16 protein-coding genes are annotated in these 17,660 nt (G+C 66.8%); 8 read left to right on the top strand and 8 right to left on the bottom strand.

The annotated features are described in order from the left end of the window. Window positions 1–7 precede the first annotated feature (7 nt). From SLQ31_RS23840 to SLQ31_RS23830, 3 genes are read left to right on the top strand one after another with little or no spacing between them, the layout of a single operon-like run. Window positions 8–1,378: an alpha/beta hydrolase gene (locus SLQ31_RS23840; RefSeq protein WP_319436645.1), complete on the top strand. Its 1,371-nt coding sequence runs from the start codon at window positions 8–10 to the stop codon at window positions 1,376–1,378. A gap of 5 nt (window positions 1,379–1,383) precedes the next feature. After that, complete coding sequence (locus tag SLQ31_RS23835; protein WP_319436578.1) at window positions 1,384–1,629, top strand: hypothetical protein; 246 nt, start codon at window positions 1,384–1,386, stop codon at window positions 1,627–1,629. After that, a complete protein-coding gene (locus tag SLQ31_RS23830) occupies window positions 1,626–2,357 on the top strand; it encodes an SDR family oxidoreductase (RefSeq protein ID WP_319436644.1) in 732 nt (243 codons plus the stop codon). Before SLQ31_RS23835 ends, SLQ31_RS23830 begins: the two co-directional genes overlap by 4 nt. Here SLQ31_RS23830 and uvrA read toward each other — a convergent pair. Then, a complete protein-coding gene (gene uvrA, locus SLQ31_RS23825) occupies window positions 2,354–5,260 on the bottom strand; it encodes an excinuclease ABC subunit UvrA (protein ID WP_319436577.1) in 2,907 nt (968 codons plus the stop codon). The two genes, SLQ31_RS23830 and uvrA, sit on opposite strands and share 4 nt — an antisense overlap. Window positions 5,261–5,378: 118 nt before the next feature. On the opposite strand from uvrA, the gene SLQ31_RS23820 reads away from it, so the two are divergent. Further along, window positions 5,379–6,056 carry an MBL fold metallo-hydrolase gene (locus SLQ31_RS23820; protein ID WP_319436576.1) on the top strand — a complete coding sequence of 226 codons (678 nt, stop codon included), beginning with the start codon at window positions 5,379–5,381 and terminating at the stop codon, window positions 6,054–6,056. Between the two features lie 7 nt (window positions 6,057–6,063). Here SLQ31_RS23820 and SLQ31_RS23815 read toward each other — a convergent pair whose 3' ends face one another. The 3 genes from SLQ31_RS23815 to SLQ31_RS23805 are packed head-to-tail and all read right to left on the bottom strand — an operon-like array spanning window position 6,064 to window position 9,814. Further along, on the bottom strand, window positions 6,064–6,558 hold the full coding sequence (locus tag SLQ31_RS23815; protein WP_319436575.1) for a hypothetical protein: 495 nt from the start codon (window positions 6,556–6,558) through the stop codon (window positions 6,064–6,066). After that, window positions 6,555–9,362 carry an RND family transporter gene (locus SLQ31_RS23810; RefSeq protein ID WP_319436643.1) on the bottom strand — a complete coding sequence of 936 codons (2,808 nt, stop codon included), beginning with the start codon at window positions 9,360–9,362 and terminating at the stop codon, window positions 6,555–6,557. Before SLQ31_RS23810 ends, SLQ31_RS23815 begins: the two co-directional genes overlap by 4 nt. A gap of 35 nt (window positions 9,363–9,397) precedes the next feature. Further along, window positions 9,398–9,814 carry an MmpS family transport accessory protein gene (locus tag SLQ31_RS23805; RefSeq protein WP_319436642.1) on the bottom strand — a complete coding sequence of 139 codons (417 nt, stop codon included), beginning with the start codon at window positions 9,812–9,814 and terminating at the stop codon, window positions 9,398–9,400. Between the two features lie 263 nt (window positions 9,815–10,077). Between SLQ31_RS23805 and SLQ31_RS23800 the strand changes: the two genes are divergently transcribed. Next, a complete protein-coding gene (locus tag SLQ31_RS23800) occupies window positions 10,078–10,524 on the top strand; it encodes a MarR family winged helix-turn-helix transcriptional regulator (protein ID WP_319436574.1) in 447 nt (148 codons plus the stop codon). Here SLQ31_RS23800 and SLQ31_RS23795 read toward each other — a convergent pair. Continuing rightward, complete coding sequence (locus SLQ31_RS23795; RefSeq protein WP_319436573.1) at window positions 10,521–10,694, bottom strand: hypothetical protein; 174 nt, start codon at window positions 10,692–10,694, stop codon at window positions 10,521–10,523. The two genes, SLQ31_RS23800 and SLQ31_RS23795, sit on opposite strands and share 4 nt — an antisense overlap. Before the next feature lie 176 nt (window positions 10,695–10,870). On the opposite strand from SLQ31_RS23795, the gene SLQ31_RS23790 reads away from it, so the two are divergent. Together SLQ31_RS23790 and SLQ31_RS23785 are read left to right on the top strand one after the other, a co-directional pair. Next, a complete protein-coding gene (locus SLQ31_RS23790) occupies window positions 10,871–11,167 on the top strand; it encodes a CD225/dispanin family protein (protein WP_319436572.1) in 297 nt (98 codons plus the stop codon). Then, a complete protein-coding gene (locus SLQ31_RS23785; protein ID WP_413642859.1) occupies window positions 11,164–11,604 on the top strand; it encodes a DUF2752 domain-containing protein in 441 nt (146 codons plus the stop codon). The genes SLQ31_RS23790 and SLQ31_RS23785 overlap by 4 nt, the downstream gene beginning before the upstream one ends. Before the next feature lie 4 nt (window positions 11,605–11,608). Here the strand turns inward: SLQ31_RS23785 and SLQ31_RS23780 are convergent, their stop codons facing one another. Both SLQ31_RS23780 and SLQ31_RS23775 read right to left on the bottom strand, forming a co-directional pair. Beyond that, on the bottom strand, window positions 11,609–12,619 hold the full coding sequence (locus tag SLQ31_RS23780; protein ID WP_319436571.1) for a magnesium transporter CorA family protein: 1,011 nt from the start codon (window positions 12,617–12,619) through the stop codon (window positions 11,609–11,611). A 30-nt stretch (window positions 12,620–12,649) separates the two neighbouring features. After that, the gene (locus SLQ31_RS23775) at window positions 12,650–13,096 is read right to left on the bottom strand and encodes a universal stress protein (RefSeq protein WP_319436570.1); all 447 of its coding nucleotides are present in this window, start codon (window positions 13,094–13,096) and stop codon (window positions 12,650–12,652) included. Between the two features lie 334 nt (window positions 13,097–13,430). Between SLQ31_RS23775 and SLQ31_RS23770 the strand changes: the two genes are divergently transcribed. Next, entirely contained in the window at window positions 13,431–14,294 is an 864-nt protein-coding gene (locus SLQ31_RS23770; RefSeq protein WP_319436569.1) for an alpha/beta hydrolase, read from the top strand. A gap of 7 nt (window positions 14,295–14,301) precedes the next feature. Here SLQ31_RS23770 and SLQ31_RS23765 read toward each other — a convergent pair whose 3' ends face one another. Further along, entirely contained in the window at window positions 14,302–17,499 is a 3,198-nt protein-coding gene (locus SLQ31_RS23765) for a hypothetical protein (RefSeq protein ID WP_319436568.1), read from the bottom strand. Between the last annotated feature and the right edge of the window lie 161 nt (window positions 17,500–17,660).

Raw genomic sequence — 17,660 nt, 5'->3', positions numbered from 1 at the left:
TTCGTTGATGCACGGATGGTTGCCGCTGACGGTGCAGATCGTGGCCGGACTCGTTCTGGTGTTGGCTGTCGGCTGGCGGACGCGCCGCTGGCGACTGGTGTGGCTGCCGCTTGCGGCCATCGTCGGGATCGCCACCGCGTGGTACGCCCAGTGGAGCATCTCCGATGGCGGACTGGCCGGCGATCCGGCGCCGCACCAGCTGTGGGTATGGATCGCCGTGACGACCCTGGCCGCTGTGGTGGCGATCGTGGGCTGGCGTGGCGCCCGCTGGTGGCGGCGTGGAGTCTCGGTGCTGGCGATACCGCTGTGCGCGCTGGCGGCGGCGCTGATGCTCAATGTATGGGTGGGGTACTTCCCCACCGTGCAGACCGCCTGGAACCAGGTGTCCGCGGGGCCGTTGCCGGACCAGACCGACCGCGCCACCGTCACCCAGATGGTGGTCGCGCACACCGTCCCCGCCAAGGGCACCGTGGTTCCGGTGACAATCTCTTCGGACGCATCGCATTTCGCGCACCGCCAGGAATTCGTCTACCTGCCCCCGGCGTACTACGCCACCAATCCGCCGCCCAAACTGCCGACGGTGATGATGATCGGCGGGGAATTCAACACGCCGGCCGACTGGCTGCGGACCGGCAACGCCATCACCACGATCGACGACTTCGCGGCCGCCCATCACGGCAACGCGCCGGTGTTCGTGTTCGTCGACTCCGGCGGAGCGTTCAACAACGACACCGAATGCGTCAACGGCCCGCGCGGCAACTCCGCCGACCACCTGACCAAAGATGTTGTGCCGTTTATGGTCTCGAACTTCGGCGTCAGCGCGGACCGCGCGAACTGGGGCGTCGTCGGCTGGTCCATGGGCGGCACCTGCGCGGTCGACCTCACCACCATGCATCCCGACATGTTCAGTACGTTCGAGGACATCGCGGGTGACTTCGCCCCGAACTCCGGCACCAAGACCCAGACAATCACCCGGCTCTTCGGCGGCAACGCGGCCGCCTACGCGAGCTTCGATCCGTCCACGATCATCACCAGACACGGTCCTTACCAGGGTGTTTCGGGATGGTTCGCGATCTCGGGCAATCCATCAGCCCAGCGCGCACTCCCGCGAGCAGCCCCGAGTCCCGGCGACCCGACCGGCGCCGCGAACGCGTTGTGCGGGGTGGGCAGCGCCAACGGGATCGACTGCGCGGTGGTGGCCGAGCCGGGTAAGCACGACTGGCCGTTCGCGGCCCGCGCGTTCGCCAGCGCGCTGCCGTGGGTGGCCGGCCGGATCGAAACGCCGGGCATCCCTTCGGTCGCCCTGCCCGGGCCGCCGGTTCGTCCACCGGGCCCGGTCACGATCGCGGCCGCAGGGAGTCCACCGGGAGTACGGTGACTCCTATGCCCGACGAACCCGTCGCCGAACCCGCACCGGATACCGGCTATAGCGACTCCGGTGTGCCCACTTTCGAATCGGTCCAGGAAAAGATCGAGACGCGGTACGGAACCGCGCTCGGCTCAGCCGAATTGGCCGCCGAAACACCCGAGGGTCGCACCGTCGAGGAGCAGTACGAAGCCCGGCAGAAGGCGGCCGCCCAGCGGCTGGAAGAAATCCGCTCGTCGATGCACAAGCCGGATCAGCCCTGACCGGGCCGGTCGTTGCGATCACCGGCGCCAGCAGCGGTATCGGCGCCGCGACGGCGCGGCTGCTCGCCGGGCGCGGTGCGGCCGTCGTCCTGGGTGCGCGCCGTGAAGATCGGCTGCGCGAGTTGGCCGACGAGATCCGGGGTGCGGGCGGGACAGCACTGACCGTCGTCACCGACGTGACGCAGCGCGCCGACGTCGAGCGACTGGTCGACGCCGCCGTACACGAGTTCGGCCGTCTCGACGTGTTCGTCGGCAATGCCGGCATCAGCAAGATCGGGCCAACGACCGACCTCGACGTCGACGGCTGGTCGGCGATGATCGACGTCAATGTTCGGGGCGTCCTGCACGGCATCGCCGCGGCGCTGCCCGTCTTTCGCCGGCAGGGTCACGGCGATTTCGTCACCGTGGTGTCGACAGCCGGCATCAAGATCGTTCCGAACATGGGCGTCTACGCGGCCACCAAGAACGCCGTGCGCACCCTTCTCGAGGCGTTGCGTCAGGAATCCACCGACGGCGTCGTCCGCACCACATCGATCTCACCCGGCTACGTCAACACCGAGCTGGATTCGTCGATCGAAGACCCGGACGCCCGTCGTCAGGCCCGTGCGGCCATGGACAGTTTCGGCATGCCACCCGAAGCGGTCGCTCGGGCAATCGCGTTCGCGATCGAGCAGCCGCGTGATGTCGAGATCGGGGACATCACCATCCGGCCGACGGTCCAGGGCTAGCTGACCTTGCGCCGCCGGGGTGCCCGGGTCGGCCGTTTGGGTGCGGGTGCCTTCAGCACGTTCGCGAGGAACGTGCCGGTGTAGCTTTCGGGCACCACAGCCACGTCCTCCGGTGTTCCCTGCGCAACCACGGTGCCGCCACCGGAGCCACCCTCGGGTCCCATGTCGATGAGCCAGTCCGAGGTCTTGATGACGTCCAGGTTGTGTTCGATGACGACCACCGAATTGCCCTTGTCGACAAGGCCGTTGATGACCTTGAGCAGTTTGCGGATGTCCTCGAAGTGCAGACCGGTGGTCGGCTCGTCGAGGATGTAGACGGTGCGACCGGTCGAGCGCTTCTGCAGTTCGGCCGCCAACTTGACGCGCTGTGCCTCACCGCCGGACAGCGTCGGCGCCGGCTGTCCCAGCCGCACGTAGCCCAGCCCGACGTCGACGAGTGTCTTGAGGTACCGGTGAATCGACGAGATCGGCTCGAAGAACTCGGCCGCGTCCTCGATGGACAGGTCGAGCACCTCGGAGATGGTCTTGCCCTTGTAGTGCACCTCGAGCGTTTCGCGGTTGTAGCGCGCGCCGTGGCACACCTCGCACGGCACATAGACGTCGGGCAGGAAGTTCATCTCGATCTTGATGGTGCCGTCACCCGAACACGCCTCGCAGCGGCCACCTTTGACGTTGAACGAGAACCGGCCGGGCTGGTAGCCGCGGACCTTGGCCTCGGTGGTGGCGGCGAACAACGTGCGGATCTTGTCGAACACCCCGGTGTAGGTGGCCGGGTTGGAGCGCGGCGTACGACCGATCGGCGACTGGTCGACCCGCACCAGCTTGTCGACATGCTCGAGCCCGTTGATCCTGGTGTGCCGGCCCGGGACCTGGCGGGCACCGTTGAGCTTGTTGGCCAGCACGGAGGCCAGGATGTCGTTGACGAGCGTGGACTTGCCCGAGCCTGACACCCCGGTCACCGCGGTCAGCACCCCGAGCGGGAACGCGACGTCGATATCGCGCAGGTTGTGCTCGCGTGCGCCGATCACGGTGAGTTGCTTGCGGCGGTCGATCGGCCGCCGAATCTCCGGCACGTCGATGCTCTGCTTGCCGGACAGGTAGGCCCCGGTGATGGAGTTTGGATTGCGCAGCAGGTCGGCATACGTCCCGCTGTGCACCACTTGGCCGCCGTGCTCACCGGCCGCCGGGCCGATGTCGACCACCCAGTCCGAATGCGCGATGGTGTCCTCGTCGTGTTCGACGACGATCAGGGTGTTGCCCAAATCCCGCAGGCGCGTGAGGGTTTCGATGAGACGACGGTTGTCGCGCTGGTGCAGCCCGATCGACGGCTCGTCGAGCACGTAGAGCACGCCGACCAAACCCGACCCGATCTGGGTGGCCAGCCGGATGCGCTGAGCCTCACCGCCGGACAGGGTGCCCGCCGCGCGGGACAGCGACAGATAGTCCAGCCCCACGTCGAGCAGGAACCCAAGCCGGGACTGCACTTCCTTGAGCACCTGCCCGGCGATGGCCGATTCCCGGCTACCGAGCGTCAGGTCGTTGAGGAACTTCGAGCAGTCGGCGATCGACAGCGCGGAGACCTCGGCGATCGACTTCGCGCCGTGCTCCCCCGCGGCCAGCGTGACCGCGAGGATCTCCGGCTTCAGCCGGGTGCCGTCGCAGACCGGGCAGGGCACGTCGCGCATGAACCCGTCGTAGCGCTCCTTCATCTGCTCGGAGTCGGTCTGCTCCATGCGACGGTGCAGGAAGGCCATCACGCCTTCGAATTCGGCGTAGTACGAACGGGTCCGGCCGTACCGGTTCTTGTAGCGGACGTGGACCTGCTCGTCGCAACCTTCCAGAATTGCCTTGCGCGCCTTGACCGGAAGCTTGCGCCACGGGGTGTCGACGTCGAAGCCCAACGCCTCGCCGAGGCCCGCCAGCATCCGGGTGAAGTACTCCGCGGTGTGGCCCATGGCCCAGGGCGCCACCGCACCCTCGGCCAGTGTCAGGTCCGGATCGGGGACGACCAGCTCGGGGTCGACCTCCTTGCGGATGCCCAGGCCGCTGCACTCCGGGCAGGCGCCATACGGCGAGTTGAACGAGAACGACCGTGGCTCGAGGTCGTCGACGGCCAGGGCGTGGCCGTTGGGGCAGGCCAGTTTCTCGGAAAACCGCTGCTCGCGGTGTGGGTGGTCGTCGTCACGGTCGACGAACTCCAGCACCACGATGCCGTCGGCGAGGCCCAGGGCGGTCTCGACCGAGTCGGTCAGCCGCTGCTTGGCGCTGGTCTTGACGGTCAGCCGGTCGACCACCACCTCGATGTCGTGCTTTTCCTGCTTTTTCAGCTTGGGTGGGTCGGTGAGCGGGTGCACCACACCGTCCACCCGGACGCGGCTGTAACCCTGGCTGTTGAGCTTGTCGAAGAGGTCGACGAATTCGCCCTTGCGGGTGCGCACCACCGGGGCCAGCACCTGGAACCGGATGCCCTCGTCCATGGCCAGCACCTGATCGACGATCTGCTGCGGGGTCTGGCGGGCGATGCGTTCACCGCAGACCGGGCAGTGCGGGGTGCCGGCGCGGGCGTAGAGCAGACGCAGGTAGTCGTAGACCTCTGTGATGGTGCCGACCGTCGAGCGCGGGTTGCGGTTGGTGGACTTCTGGTCGATCGAGACGGCCGGCGAGAGCCCCTCGATGAAGTCGACGTCCGGCTTGTCCATCTGCCCGAGGAACTGGCGGGCATAGGCCGACAGCGACTCGACGTAGCGGCGCTGGCCCTCGGCGAAAATCGTGTCGAACGCCAGCGAGGACTTGCCCGATCCGGACAGCCCCGTGAACACGATCAGAGCGTCGCGGGGTAGGTCCAAGTCGATGCTGCGCAAGTTGTGCTCGCGAGCGCCTTTGACGATTAGGCGGTCAGCCACCAGCGCCCCTTCCTGCAGGTTTGTGGGCACGAAGAAGCCGCCGAGAGAACATTCCCTCTCGTACGCGGCTCATTGATCCCCATGCTATGTCGACCCACCGACAAGTAACGTGGCGACCATGACAGTCGTCGACGACACCTACACCGGACACGTCGAACCGCAGGCCGCAGCCCGCCGGACCCTGCCCGGCGCCACCATCATCAAGATGTCGGTGGGCCCGATGGATAACAACACCTACCTGGTGACGTGTTCCCGGACCGGCGAGAGCCTGCTGATCGACGCCGCGAACGATCCGGAACTACTGGTCGACCTGGTGCGCGAGCATGGGCCCAAGCTGGGCCTGATCGTGACCAGCCACCAGCACTACGACCACTGGCAGGCGCTGGAAGCCCTGGCCGCGGCGACCGGGGTGCCGACCGCCGCCCACCAGCTCGACGCCGAGCCGCTGTCCGTCGCGCCGGACCGCTTCCTGGCCGGCGGCGACACCATCACCGTGGGCGACCTCACCTTCGACGTGATCCACCTGCGCGGGCACACCCCCGGCTCGGTGGCGCTGGCGCTGCGGCCCGCCGGCGAGCGGACCGCCACTCACCTGTTTACCGGCGACTGCCTTTTTCCCGGCGGGGTCGGCAAGACGTGGGAGCCCGGCGGGTTCGAGCAACTGCTCGGCGACGTGGACAGCCGGGTATTCGGCGCCTATGGGGATGACACCGTCGTCTACCCCGGCCACGGGGACGACACGAACCTTGGCGCAGAGCGGCCGCACCTCGACGAATGGCGTGAGCGCGGCTGGTGACGGCGGTCTAACCCGGCGCAGAAGAGGCCTGCAGGCTCTCGGCCTCCGACGCCACGATCGTCGCCTTCGGCAACCGCTTCTTCAGCCGCGCACTCTTGCGCATTTGAATGATGAGGTTGGTCGCGGTGAACATCGGGATCACCCCGAGGAACGTCCGCTCCGACGCCGTATGACCGTGCAGGTACTCCAGGCTTCCGAAGACGTAGAAGATCCCCATGGTCATGAACGTGGCAGGCACTGAATAGGCAATCGGGGATCGCCGGATGTCGATGATCCGCTCGGCGAGGTTCCATTCCTCCTGCGACATGGGCTCGTTCTTGCGGAGCTTGTGCAACGCCTTCTGGTAACTGTTCAGCTCGTCGCTGCCCGGGAGCGCCCGCAACCGCATGAGCCGTCGGGTGTAGATGAACGCCAGTGTCGCGAAGACGAACTCGAGTCCCAGGGCAATGAACATCAGCAGGCCCCAGAGACCGAAGCCCGCAGTGTGGGTGCTGAAACTCATCGCGCCACCTCCAGGAATTTCGACGGCAGCGGTCGCGCGCGCACCAGCGTCGGCCACCAGAACCACGGCCCGAGAAGCCGAATCAGCGACGGCACAATGAATGACCGCACGATCAACGTGTCCAGCAGCAGCCCGATACACACCGTGGAGCCCACCTGAGCGATCGTCGTCAAGTCACTGACGAGCATCGCGAGCATGGTGAAGGCGAACACCAGACCGGCCGACGTCACCACGCCACCGGTGCTGCCGAGCGCTCGGATCAGCGCGGTGTGCAACCCGGTGGTCTGGTACGCGCCGCCGATCTCTTCTTTGACCCTGGCGATCAGGAGCAGGTTGTAGTCCGAGCCCACCGCCACCAGGATGACGAACGTGATGGGTAACACCAGCCAGTGCAGGTGTAGGCCAATCAGGTGCTGCCACACCAGAATTGACAATCCGAACGCGCCTGCGAACGAGAACGCGACCGTGCCGGGGATCACGATGGCGGCCATCAGACTCCGAGTCAGCACCAGCATGATCAGGAAGATCAGGACGAAGGCGGCGATCGCCACGATCTTGAGATCCGAGGCGGCGTATTCCTTGATGTCCTTGTTGTTCGCGGCCGCACCGCCGATGTAGATCTTCGCCCCGGCCAACGACGTTTCCTTCAACGCCGCCTTCACCGCGTCGGGAAACGCGTTGACGTGGTCGATGCCCTCGGGTGCCATCGCGTTGCCCTCGTGGGTGATGACGAAGCGGGCAGCCTTGCCGTCCGGCGACATCATCAGCTGCATACCGGTTTTGACGTCTTCGTTGTCGAAGGCTTCTCTGGGCATGTAGAAGTAATCGTCACTGCGCGAGGTATCAAAATCGTTGCCGACGTTGATCTGATCGTCGAAAGTCTGGTTGGTCTGGGTCGATTGCAGATGCGCCGGACCGTAGTTGTTGACGATAACGGTCTGCAGCGCCTGGGTCTCGTCGCGCGTGACTTTCAACTGGGCGACCATCTGCGGCATCAGGGCATCGACGGCCTGAAAGTCGCCGACGGCGTTATGGATCTGTGCGTCCAGAGCATCGATCCCGTCGAGCCCGTCGAACAACGATCGGAATGAATAGCAGAGGGGAATGTCGTAACAGTGTGGCTCCCAATAGAAATAGTTCTTCAGGGGCCGGAGGAAATCATCGAGGTTCGAGATGTCTTCATTCATCTCGTCGGTGACCTGTTGCAGATTCTCCAGCGTAAGAACCGTGGCGTGCAGATCGTCCGCCAGCTTCTGGGTCAGGTCGATGGTCTTGCTCAGTGTCGCCACGGTGTCGGCCTGGATCTGGGCCTGCCGATCGGTGTTGTCGTTGGCATGTTCGTTGAAGGGCAACTGTTGACCGGCGGCTCCGCCCTGGACGGTGAACAGGTAAGGGATGTTCGCGTGGTCCAGTGGCCGGCCGAGCGGCCTGGTGATGCTCTGCACCATCGCGACGCCGGGCAGCCGGATCAGGGCCTTCGCGACCCGGTCGAGGGAGATGAAGTCCGCCGAATTGCGCATGTCGTGGTCGGACTCGACCATCATCATCTCGGTGAACAGCTTGCTTGGCGGGAAGTGCCGGTCCGCGGACGCGAAACCCTGGTTGGCCGCGCCAGTGGCCGGCTGGTAAGCCCGGTCGTCGTAGCTCACCCGGTAGCTCGGCACGAAGATGGCCCCAAGTAACACCACCGCGGTGCTGGCCGCGAGAATCGGCACCGGCCAGCGCACCACACTGGCACCGATCCGCCGGTACAGCCGTCCCCGGTGGGGCTGCTTGGGATCGAATAACCCAAACAGGGTGCCCAACACCAGAAGTGCCGGGGCGAGCGTCAGCGCTGCGGCGATGGTGAAGAGCATGCTGATCGCCACTGCCGGGCCCATGGTGTGGAAGTAGTCCAGACGTGCGAACGTCAGGCAGAAACACGAACCGGCGATCGTCAGTCCCGAACCGATGATGATCGGGGCCACGCCGCGGTAGGCCGTGTAGTAGGCCTCTTCCCGGCTTTCACCCAACTGCCTGGCCTCGTGATAGCGGCCCATGAGGAAGATGCCGTAATCCGTTCCGGCACCCAGAGTCAGCGATACGACGATGTTCACCGCGAACGACGACATCGGGATGAAGCCGTAGTGCCCCAGCGTCGACACGACGCCCTTGGCGATGAGGATCTGGAACAACACGCTGTACAACGGCACCGCCACGTTGGTCAGCGAGCGATACACCAACAGCAGCATCACGAGGATCAAGATGATCGTGATGATCGTGATGTTGTTCAGGCTCGAGTTCGCGATCGACAACGTGTCCGACGCCATCGGTGCCGAACCGCTGACGTAGACCTTCAGGCCCGGCGGCGGACTGTCGTGCTTGATGGTGTCGCGCACGGCTTCGACGGATTCATTGGCCTGGATCTGGCCGACGTTGCCCGCCAGCCGCAGCAGCACGTACGTGGCCTTGCCGTCGATGCTCTGCGCACCGGCCGCGGTGATCGGCTTGCCCCAGAGATCCATGACGTACTGGACGTGTTGGGTGTCTTGTTTCAGGCGCTGCACCAGGCCGTCGTAGTACTGGTGGTCCTTGTCGTCGAGCGGGTGATCGGCCTCCAGCACGACCATGGTCAGGCTGGTGGAGTTGGACTCCTGGAACTTGTCGCCGATGTGCAGGAGGGCGAATTGTGAGGGCGCGTACGTCGGGACCATGGGTCCGGCGAGTTCGGTGGCGACGTCCTCCACCTTCGGGACGAAGGTGTTGGACACGACGGCAAGAAGCGCCCAGAAGATGATGATCGGGATCGCCAGCACGCGCACCATTCTGGGAAAGAACGGCCGCTTCGCCTGATGTGCGCTCACGCGGACTTCACCCTGCAGGTGACGTCGGCATCGTCGCGGGTCGCGGATTGTTCGTCGCGCACAACGTCATTGACCAACATTCGGCAGCCGACGTGTCCGCCGTGCACTTGGGCCGAGATGCTGCCTGACACCACCGTCAGCGTCGTGGTCTCGGTGTGCGACCACGGCAGATCGGTGAGATTGACCGTGTGCGGATGGCCGTCGATATCGATGTAGGACAGCATTCCCCCACTACCGACGTCGCCGAACAACTCGTAGGTCAGCCGCTTGGGCGTGAACTCTTCAGGGGCCTGCGGGGGGTTGACGGCCAGGATCGGTCCAGGAGCCGTCGACTGGTGCACCTTGTACATGCACAGCGCCCCCACGCACACGGCGATGACGCACACCAGGGGCAGCCAGGTTCTCGACAGGATTGCCCGGCCCGTCGGACGCCCGCCGTTCGCCGCTTGTCCCATTCGCTAGCCTCCCGGAACCCGTACTCAGGTCATTGGGATTTATATCCTATGCAGAATAGATTGTTCAACCGGAACCGGCGCGCTTACGCATCCGATCCACAAAGGCTGTGAAGTTGCTGTCAGCATAGCCAGCCATACCCAGCTCTTCAGGCAGGTCAGCCGTCAACATAGCGATGCGCTTGTTTATTCCATCTACATTACTTAGATGATATAAAGGCCGCATGGAATCAGCGGCCGCAGACGGAATCGAGTCCATCTCCGAGATGATCTCGCTCGCGACAGACACCATGTGGCGCTACCTGATCGACCGCGATGAGCTGAGTGCGAGCGCGCTGTTGGTGCTCAATCGCTTGCATCGCCAGGGCCCGATGCGGCTGACGGCGCTGGCGGCCGCCGAGGGTGCCAGCCAGTCGGGCATGACGCAGCTGGTTCAGCGTCTGGAACGGCAAGGTCTACTCGAGAGGTGGAGCGATCCCGAGGACGGTCGAGCGTCGCTGGTGATGCTCGGGGAAGCCGGCCAGCGGAACTGGGCCGCACGCGCCAAGGCCCGCACGCAACACATCGCCGAGTGGATGCCCGGCGTCTCCGAGGACGATCAAGTCGCCCTGTGGCTGGCGGCAAAGGTGGTTGTCCGCGTGCTCGGCCAGATGCGGGAAGCGGCCGGCTAAAGGCAGATGGCGTCGACGGGCTTGGGTTGACCGTCGATCATCACCTTGGCCGCTACCGACCCACCGGTTGGTGCCGTAGGCGCGATGGACGAATCATCCTTCGGACAGGCCACCGCGCCGACCATCAAAATCGCCACGGCGCCAACGACATTCACACACCGGACCGTCATCGCGTTCCCCTCGAGTCCCCGTCGCCGCCGGCCGAGCCTAGCCTGCTGGCAAAAGTCCATCCGCCGCTCGCGACGCGCCAAGGACGATCGAATGCGATGCCCCCTACCCAGCCGCTATATCGGTTACTCTGAGCTCGCTCTGCACCGCTACCCTGTCCAAAATTTCGGAGGCGTCGATGTCCCAGCAACCTTATGCTCCACCACCGGCACAGCAGCCGAAGAACAACTTGGCGCTCGCGATCCTGGCGACCATCTTCTGTTTCCCGATCACCGGAATCGTCGCGATCGTGAAGGCCGCCCAGGTGAATGGGTTGTGGGTTCAGGGTCAGTACGGCGAAGCCCAGGCTTCGGCCAAGGCAGCGAAGAAGTGGGTGATCTGGAGCGTCGTCATCTGGGCCATCCTCGTCGTCGTCTACATCATTCTGCTCTCTACCGCCGTCATCAACATGGACGTCGACACCACCACGTCGTGATCTCGACAGAGGCTGGGCAGGCGGCCACCGGTCGCCTGGCCCGCCTCGGCCCGCCGCTGCTCGTGGGTGCACTGGCGGCGGGCACCTGCGTGGCCGTGTGGATCGGCGATCCGACCACACCCGGCGGGTTCATGCCTATCTGCCCGACGAAAGCCCTTCTGGGCATTGACTGTCCGGGCTGCGGAACCCTCCGCATGCTCTATTCACTGCTGCACGGCGATCTCGTTGCGGCGATCAGGTTCAACGCGTTTGCGTTGGTTGCGCTCGGTTTCTTGGCCGTCGCCTACGGGACCTGGACGTATGGACGCGTCACCGGCCGGCAGATCATCGGCTGGCAACACCATCGATGGGCCGCCCCGATAGCACTGGTGTTGGTGGCGGCGTGGTTCGTCGCGCGCAACCTGCCCTTCGCACCGTTCACCGGGCTCTACGTCTGACGGGCTACAGCCAGCCCTTCCGTTTGAACACGACGTAGAGCAAGCCGGACATCAGAATGATGATCACTGCGCTCGACACCAAACCGACGACACTCTGAAATCCCGGGTACGGCACGTTCTGGCCGTACCACCCGGTCACCGCGGTCGGCACAGCAATGATGGCCGCCCAGCCGGTGAGCTTCTTCATGATCGTGTTGAGCCGGGCGTCCTGCAGCGACAGGTTGGTCTCGAACACCGTGGTGATCATGTCGCGCAGCGACTCCGTCCACTCCGCCGCGCGGATGACATGGTCGTACAGATCCGAATACCAACCGTCGAGCTCGACGGAGTCCGGATGTTCGGCCCGGCGGCGCATGATCGTGTTGATCACTTCGCGCATCGGCAGGACGACCCGGCGCAGCTCCACAAGTTCCTTGCGCAGCCGGTAGGTGGAGCGCTGGATCGTGCGGGTCACCGCGCGGTCGTCGAACAACCCGTCCTCAAGTGATTCGATCGCGTCATCGAGTTGCTGGATGGTGTCGAACTGACCGTCGACAATCACATCGAGCAGGCCGTGCAACAGCGCAGGCGGCCCCATCTTCAGCAGGTCGGCGTTCTCATCCCACCTGCGGACCACCTCGTCGATGTCGAAAACCGGTTGCTGTGGGTCGATTTCGTGCCGCACGGTGACAATCCCGGCGGGTAGCACGAAGATCGACACCCGCGCCAACAACAGCCGCGACTCGAGGTCGTTGGTCATTGGTGGCGCGAGCGCGGTGGCGTACACGGTGAGAAAGGTGTGTGACGCGTACCGCGTGGCCTTGGTGCGTTCGGCATGCGCGACGGTGTCTTCGACGGCGTGTTGATCGAAGCCGAGTTCGTCGGCCAGCTGACACAGCACGTCGTGATCCGGGTTGCACATGTCGACCCACACCAAGGCCCCGTCCTCAGACAGGTGGTCGGAGACGTCTTGGAGGGGGAAATCCTCGGTCTTCAGTTCGCCATCGACCCACAGTCGGGTTCGGCAGTGGGTCATCAGTCCAGTTTGCAGCAGCCTGGCGTGGGCCTAACCGGTGGTGTGCACGATCAGCACGTCGGTCTTGGACCGGCGCGCCACATTGGCAGGCACCGAGCCCAGCAGGCGACCGGCGATCGTGCTCAACCCGACGTTGCCGACGATCAGCAGATCAGCGCCGACCTCTTCGGCCAGTTCCACCAGGGCGTCGACGGGGGCGCCGACAACGGCGCGCTCTTCGACCTCGGCGGCTCCGGCGGCCTTGGCGCGGTCACGCGCCTCGCGAAGGATTGCGTAGATGGGGGCGTTGCCCGCCATCTTGTAGCCCTCGTCCTTCAGCAGGTCGGCCGCGCGGGTGTCCTCAGAAGCCGGGAAGTAGGCGGTCGCCACGATGACCTTGGATCCCGGGCTGGAGGCAAGGTAGCCCGCCCGTTCGACTGCACGCAGCGATGAATCCGAGCCGTCCGTGCCGACGACTACGGTCTTGTAACCGCCCATTCGTACCCTCCCAGTCTGCAATTTCAACGCCGTCTGGAACATTAACGCCTCAGCACCACGCAAGGACGCGATTCACGCCACGCGGCAATTCCAGACAGCCAGGCGATGCCACTCTACCGGGGAAAATAGTGCACCCGACAGTGGCGTGAGCTGCCCGACACCAACCACAGTTGTAAATCCACATCGCATCGGATTCGCGATTGTCGGGGCCACCACACATCAATGATGACCAATGGGCCGAATTCAAAACCTGGTGAATTTGCCAGTTTTGGGTCCGACCGGCGTTCTTTGGTCGCGACAGGGCTACGCTCCCGCTCAACAGAAAGCGAGTCGCATGTCCGGACCTGGCGAAAACCTGACTCTGCGACTGCGCGACGGGCGGTCGGTGTGTTACGCGCAGTACGGCGCGTCTGACGGGGCCGTCGTCGTCAGCGCCCACGGCGGCCTGGCCTGCCGGCTCGACGTGGCGGCGGCCGACGCCGCGGCAGGAGCGGCCGGGGTTCGGTTGATCTCACCGGACCGCCCTGGCATCGGCGGCTCCGATCCACAGCCGGGCCGCACCATGCTGGACTGGGCCGGCGACGTGGCGGACATGCTGGATCAGCTTGGTGTCGAGCGCTTTTCGGCGATGGGCTGGTCGATGGGCGGCCAGTACGCGGCCGCACTTGCCTGGGCGCTGCCCGATCGGATGAAGCGCGTCGCCATCATCGCCGGAGCGCTGCCGCTGACCGAGCCGGGTGTGTTCGATCAACTCCCTGCCTTCGACCGGGCCTATACCCGGCTGTCGCAACGGACCCCGTGGCTGATGAAACCCATCTTCCGTGCTGCGGCGCTGGCTCCCCGAACCGCTCCCACGCTCTACGGCCGCTTCGCCGCGGGCCAGCTGGGCGCCGCCGACGCCGCCGTGCTGCGGGACCAGGGCTTCGACGAGTTCGCGCGGATGTCCGCGGAGGCGCTGCGCCGCCCCGGTGGGGTTGTCGAGGACTACCGGGCCTGGACGCGACCGTGGGGCTTCAACCCGGAACAGATCGCGATCCCCGCCGACGTCTGGGGCGGCCAGCAGGACGAGCTGGTGAAACCTGCCTGGCCGCGCGAGCTCGCGCGTCGCATTCCCGGTGCGACGCTTCACGAGCGGCCAGGTGGACACTTCCTGGCCCATCTTTACTACCCGGAAATCCTCGCCCGCCTGGCGCAATAGCACGCCCTCAGTTGTCGAACCACCGGTTCATCGGGGGCTGCTCCGTGCCGAGGATGGCGCCGGCCGGCGCCCCGGTTTCGGTGCCCGACTTCGTTGCCGACCATCCGGTGCCCATGCACAGCAGATCGCGCGGCGACGAGATCGTCGACGGCAGTGGGATACCGAAGCCCGGGATACCGGGGATCGTGATCTGCGGCGGCGAGAGCAGCGTGGCCACGCCTTGCGCCATCGTTCCGAACAGCTGCGCCGGCGGGGTCGGCAGGGTGCCGGCGGCGTCGGAGATCGGCGCCGACGGGATCAGCGTTCCCAATCCACCCGGCGTCGGTCCGACATAGTTGCCCGGGCCACCGGGGATGACTCGCGGCGGCGTCGGCGGGGTCGCGACGTGGTTGGCGCCGGGCGTGCCCGGGGTTGCGGCGGGAGGTGTCGGGATTCCGCCACCACCGCCACCACCGGGACCACCGGGCACCGCGGCGGGCGGGATGCCCGGGGTGTTGATCTCGTTGGTGAACGGAGCACCCGGGACCGCGGCCGGCGGAGTACCCGGCACGCCACCCCCACCCGGCACAAAACCAGGAGGCACAGCAGCGGGCGGAGTACCCGGCACGCCACCCCCACCCGGCACAAAACCAGGAGGCACAGCAGCGGGCGGAGTACCCGGCACGCCACCGCCACCCGGCACAAAACCAGGAGGCACAGCAGCGGGCGGAGTACCCGGCACGCCACCGCCACCCGGCACAAAACCAGGAGGCACAGCGGCCGGCGGGGTCGGGACGCCAGCACCGCCACCACCGACAGCCGCGGCGGGCACTGCCGCGCCGGCGTCTGCGGGCAGACCGGCAGCCGCCGCGGCAATCGCTTCCGCGGGAACGCCGGCCGACGGGGCAATCACGCCCGACGCGTCGGCGACTGGTGCGCCGACGGCGCCACCTGCACCGCCTGCGGTTCCGGGGACGCCGGCACCTCCGGCTCCGGCACTGTCGGACAGTGCGGCCGCCGGTGCGCCGGCTGCTCCGGCATTGTCGGTGATCGGCGCGGCCGGAACTGCTCCGGCGTTATCGGTGATCGGCGCGGCCGGTATCCCTCCAGCGTTGTCAGCGATCGGCGCGGCGGGGACTCCGCCGGGGCCAGGAACGCCACCGCCTTCGCCGACTGGCACGCCGGGCACAGCGCCCGGAGGTGTCGGCAGACCACCACCGCCACCCTCACCCGGCGTACCCGGCACAGCACCAGGAGGAGTCGGAATACCACCGCCACCACCCTCACCCGGCGTACCCGGCACAGCACCAGGAGGAGTCGGAATACCACCGCCACCACCCTCACCCGGCGTACCCGGCACAGCACCAGGAGGAGTCGGAATACCACCGCCACCACCCTCACCGGGCGTACCCGGAATGCCGGCGGGCGGGGTCAATCCGGTCTCCACGACGTTGCCGCCGGGTGTTCCGGGGACTGCCGCCGGCGGGGTGGGCACACCGCCGCCGGTACCGCCACCGGGCGCGCCGGGGACGGCCGCGGGCGGGGTCGAAAGCTCGTCCACGCCAGGGCTTCCCGGCGTGCCGGGGATGACGGTGTCCGGAGTCGGCGGAGTCATCATGCCGGGGGTTCCCGGGGTGCCGGGAACTTCGATGGGGGCACCGGGCACGTTCACGTTCAGTGGGACTCCAGGGCCGCCTGGCACCGCGGCCGGCGGCGTGCTGATGCCCGGGATGGAGGCCGCGCTGGGGACGCCGGGCAGGGTCATCCCCGGTGTGCCGGGAACGTTGAGCATGCCGCCGGGGGTTGGGACGCCCGGAATCGACGCACCGGGAGGGGGAAGAGTTCCCGACGAGTTGTTGATGACATTGCCTGGTGTCGCGGCAGGCGGAATCCCTGGCGTGTTGAGGGACAGGTTGTCGCCGCCGCCCGGGCCGCCGGGAGCCGCCGCCGGCGGGGTATCAACATGCACGGGCACTTCGCTACCGGGCACGGCAGCCGGTGGAACCGGCGGAGTTCCGCCACCGCCGGGGATCTCGCCACCGGGGACCGCGGCCGGCGGAACCGGTGGCGTCACAACAGTTTCGGGCACGTTGCCACCGGGAACGGCGGCCGGCGGGGTCCCTGGGACGCCACCACCACCGGGAATCTCGCCACCGGGCACACCGGCGGGCGGAGTCCCGGGGACGCCACCACCACCGGGCACCCCGCCAGGGGGCACTGCAGCGGGCGGAGTCCCGGGGAAGCCACCGCCACCGGGCACCTCGCCAGGGGGTACCGCAGCGGGCGGGCCGGGAGGAAAGGCGTCGGCGCCGGGAACCGGCACGGGCGGAGCAGCGGCCGGCGGCGCCGGCGCGAGACCGGACGCATCGGCCAAAGGTGCGGCGGGCACGGCGGCTGCCGGGGGCGGGACCAGTCCATTCGCATCAGAGATCGGAAGACCACCGGGAAGGGCGCCGGCTGCATCTGCCACCGGAGCACCGGGTGCACCAGCGCCAGCACCAGCACCCGAGCCGCCACCGGCACCGGCACCACCACCGGCACCGCCGCCACCACCGGGCAGACCGGCTGCCGCGGGAGCGCCACCGTCGCCCGGCAGGCCGCCGGCCGCGTCAGCTACGGGAGCGCCGATAGGTCCGGCGGGGATACCGGCGGCGTCATTCACCGGAGCAGGGGGCAATCCCCCTGGCGGGGTCGGAATGCCACCGCCACCACCACCGGGCGGAGTGCCGGGAACACCAGCGGGCGGAGTCGGGATACCGCCGCCACCACCACCGGGCGGAGTACCAGGAACACCAGCGGGCGGAGTCGGAATGCCACCGCCACCACCACCGGGCGGAGTACCAGGAACACCAGCGGGCGGAGTCGGGATACCGCCACCACCACCACCGGGCGGAGTACCAGGGACTGCGGCAGGAGGCGTCGGGATGTTGCGGGTAACGGTGGTGCCGGGAGCGCCAGGGACAGACGCCGGCGGGACGGTCACCCCGCCGGTACCTGGCGTTCCCGGCGAGCCGGGGACGCTCGCCGGCGGCACCCGGACGCTGCCGGGCACGGTGGCGGGCGGAATCGGGCCGCCGGTATTGGGCGGAGTGTTGGTGAAGATCGAGTTCGACGTGCCGGGAATGCCCTGGGACAGGTCAGGCGGGGACGTGAGGCCTTGATGGAGGATCCCCATGCACGGAATACCGGGGCTGCCGATATCGGCAACCGCACGGGGGCTGAACATTGGAACAGTCCAGAAAAACCCCGCAGTCGCCATGGCGGTGACCGCCGCCATGCGAGAGCTGGTCCGAGACATTATTTCCCCGTTTCTGTGAGAGGCCTGATGGGGAAACTACAGACGTGTAAGTACAGAAACGGGGGGCCATCCAGGGGGTTACCGAACTG

This window comes from Mycobacterium sp. RTGN5 (assembly GCF_033804465.1).
GTDB lineage: Bacteria > Actinomycetota > Actinomycetes > Mycobacteriales > Mycobacteriaceae > Mycobacterium.
The sequence above is the reverse complement of the archived record's forward strand: the minus strand, read 5'-3'. Positions and strand labels throughout refer to the sequence as shown.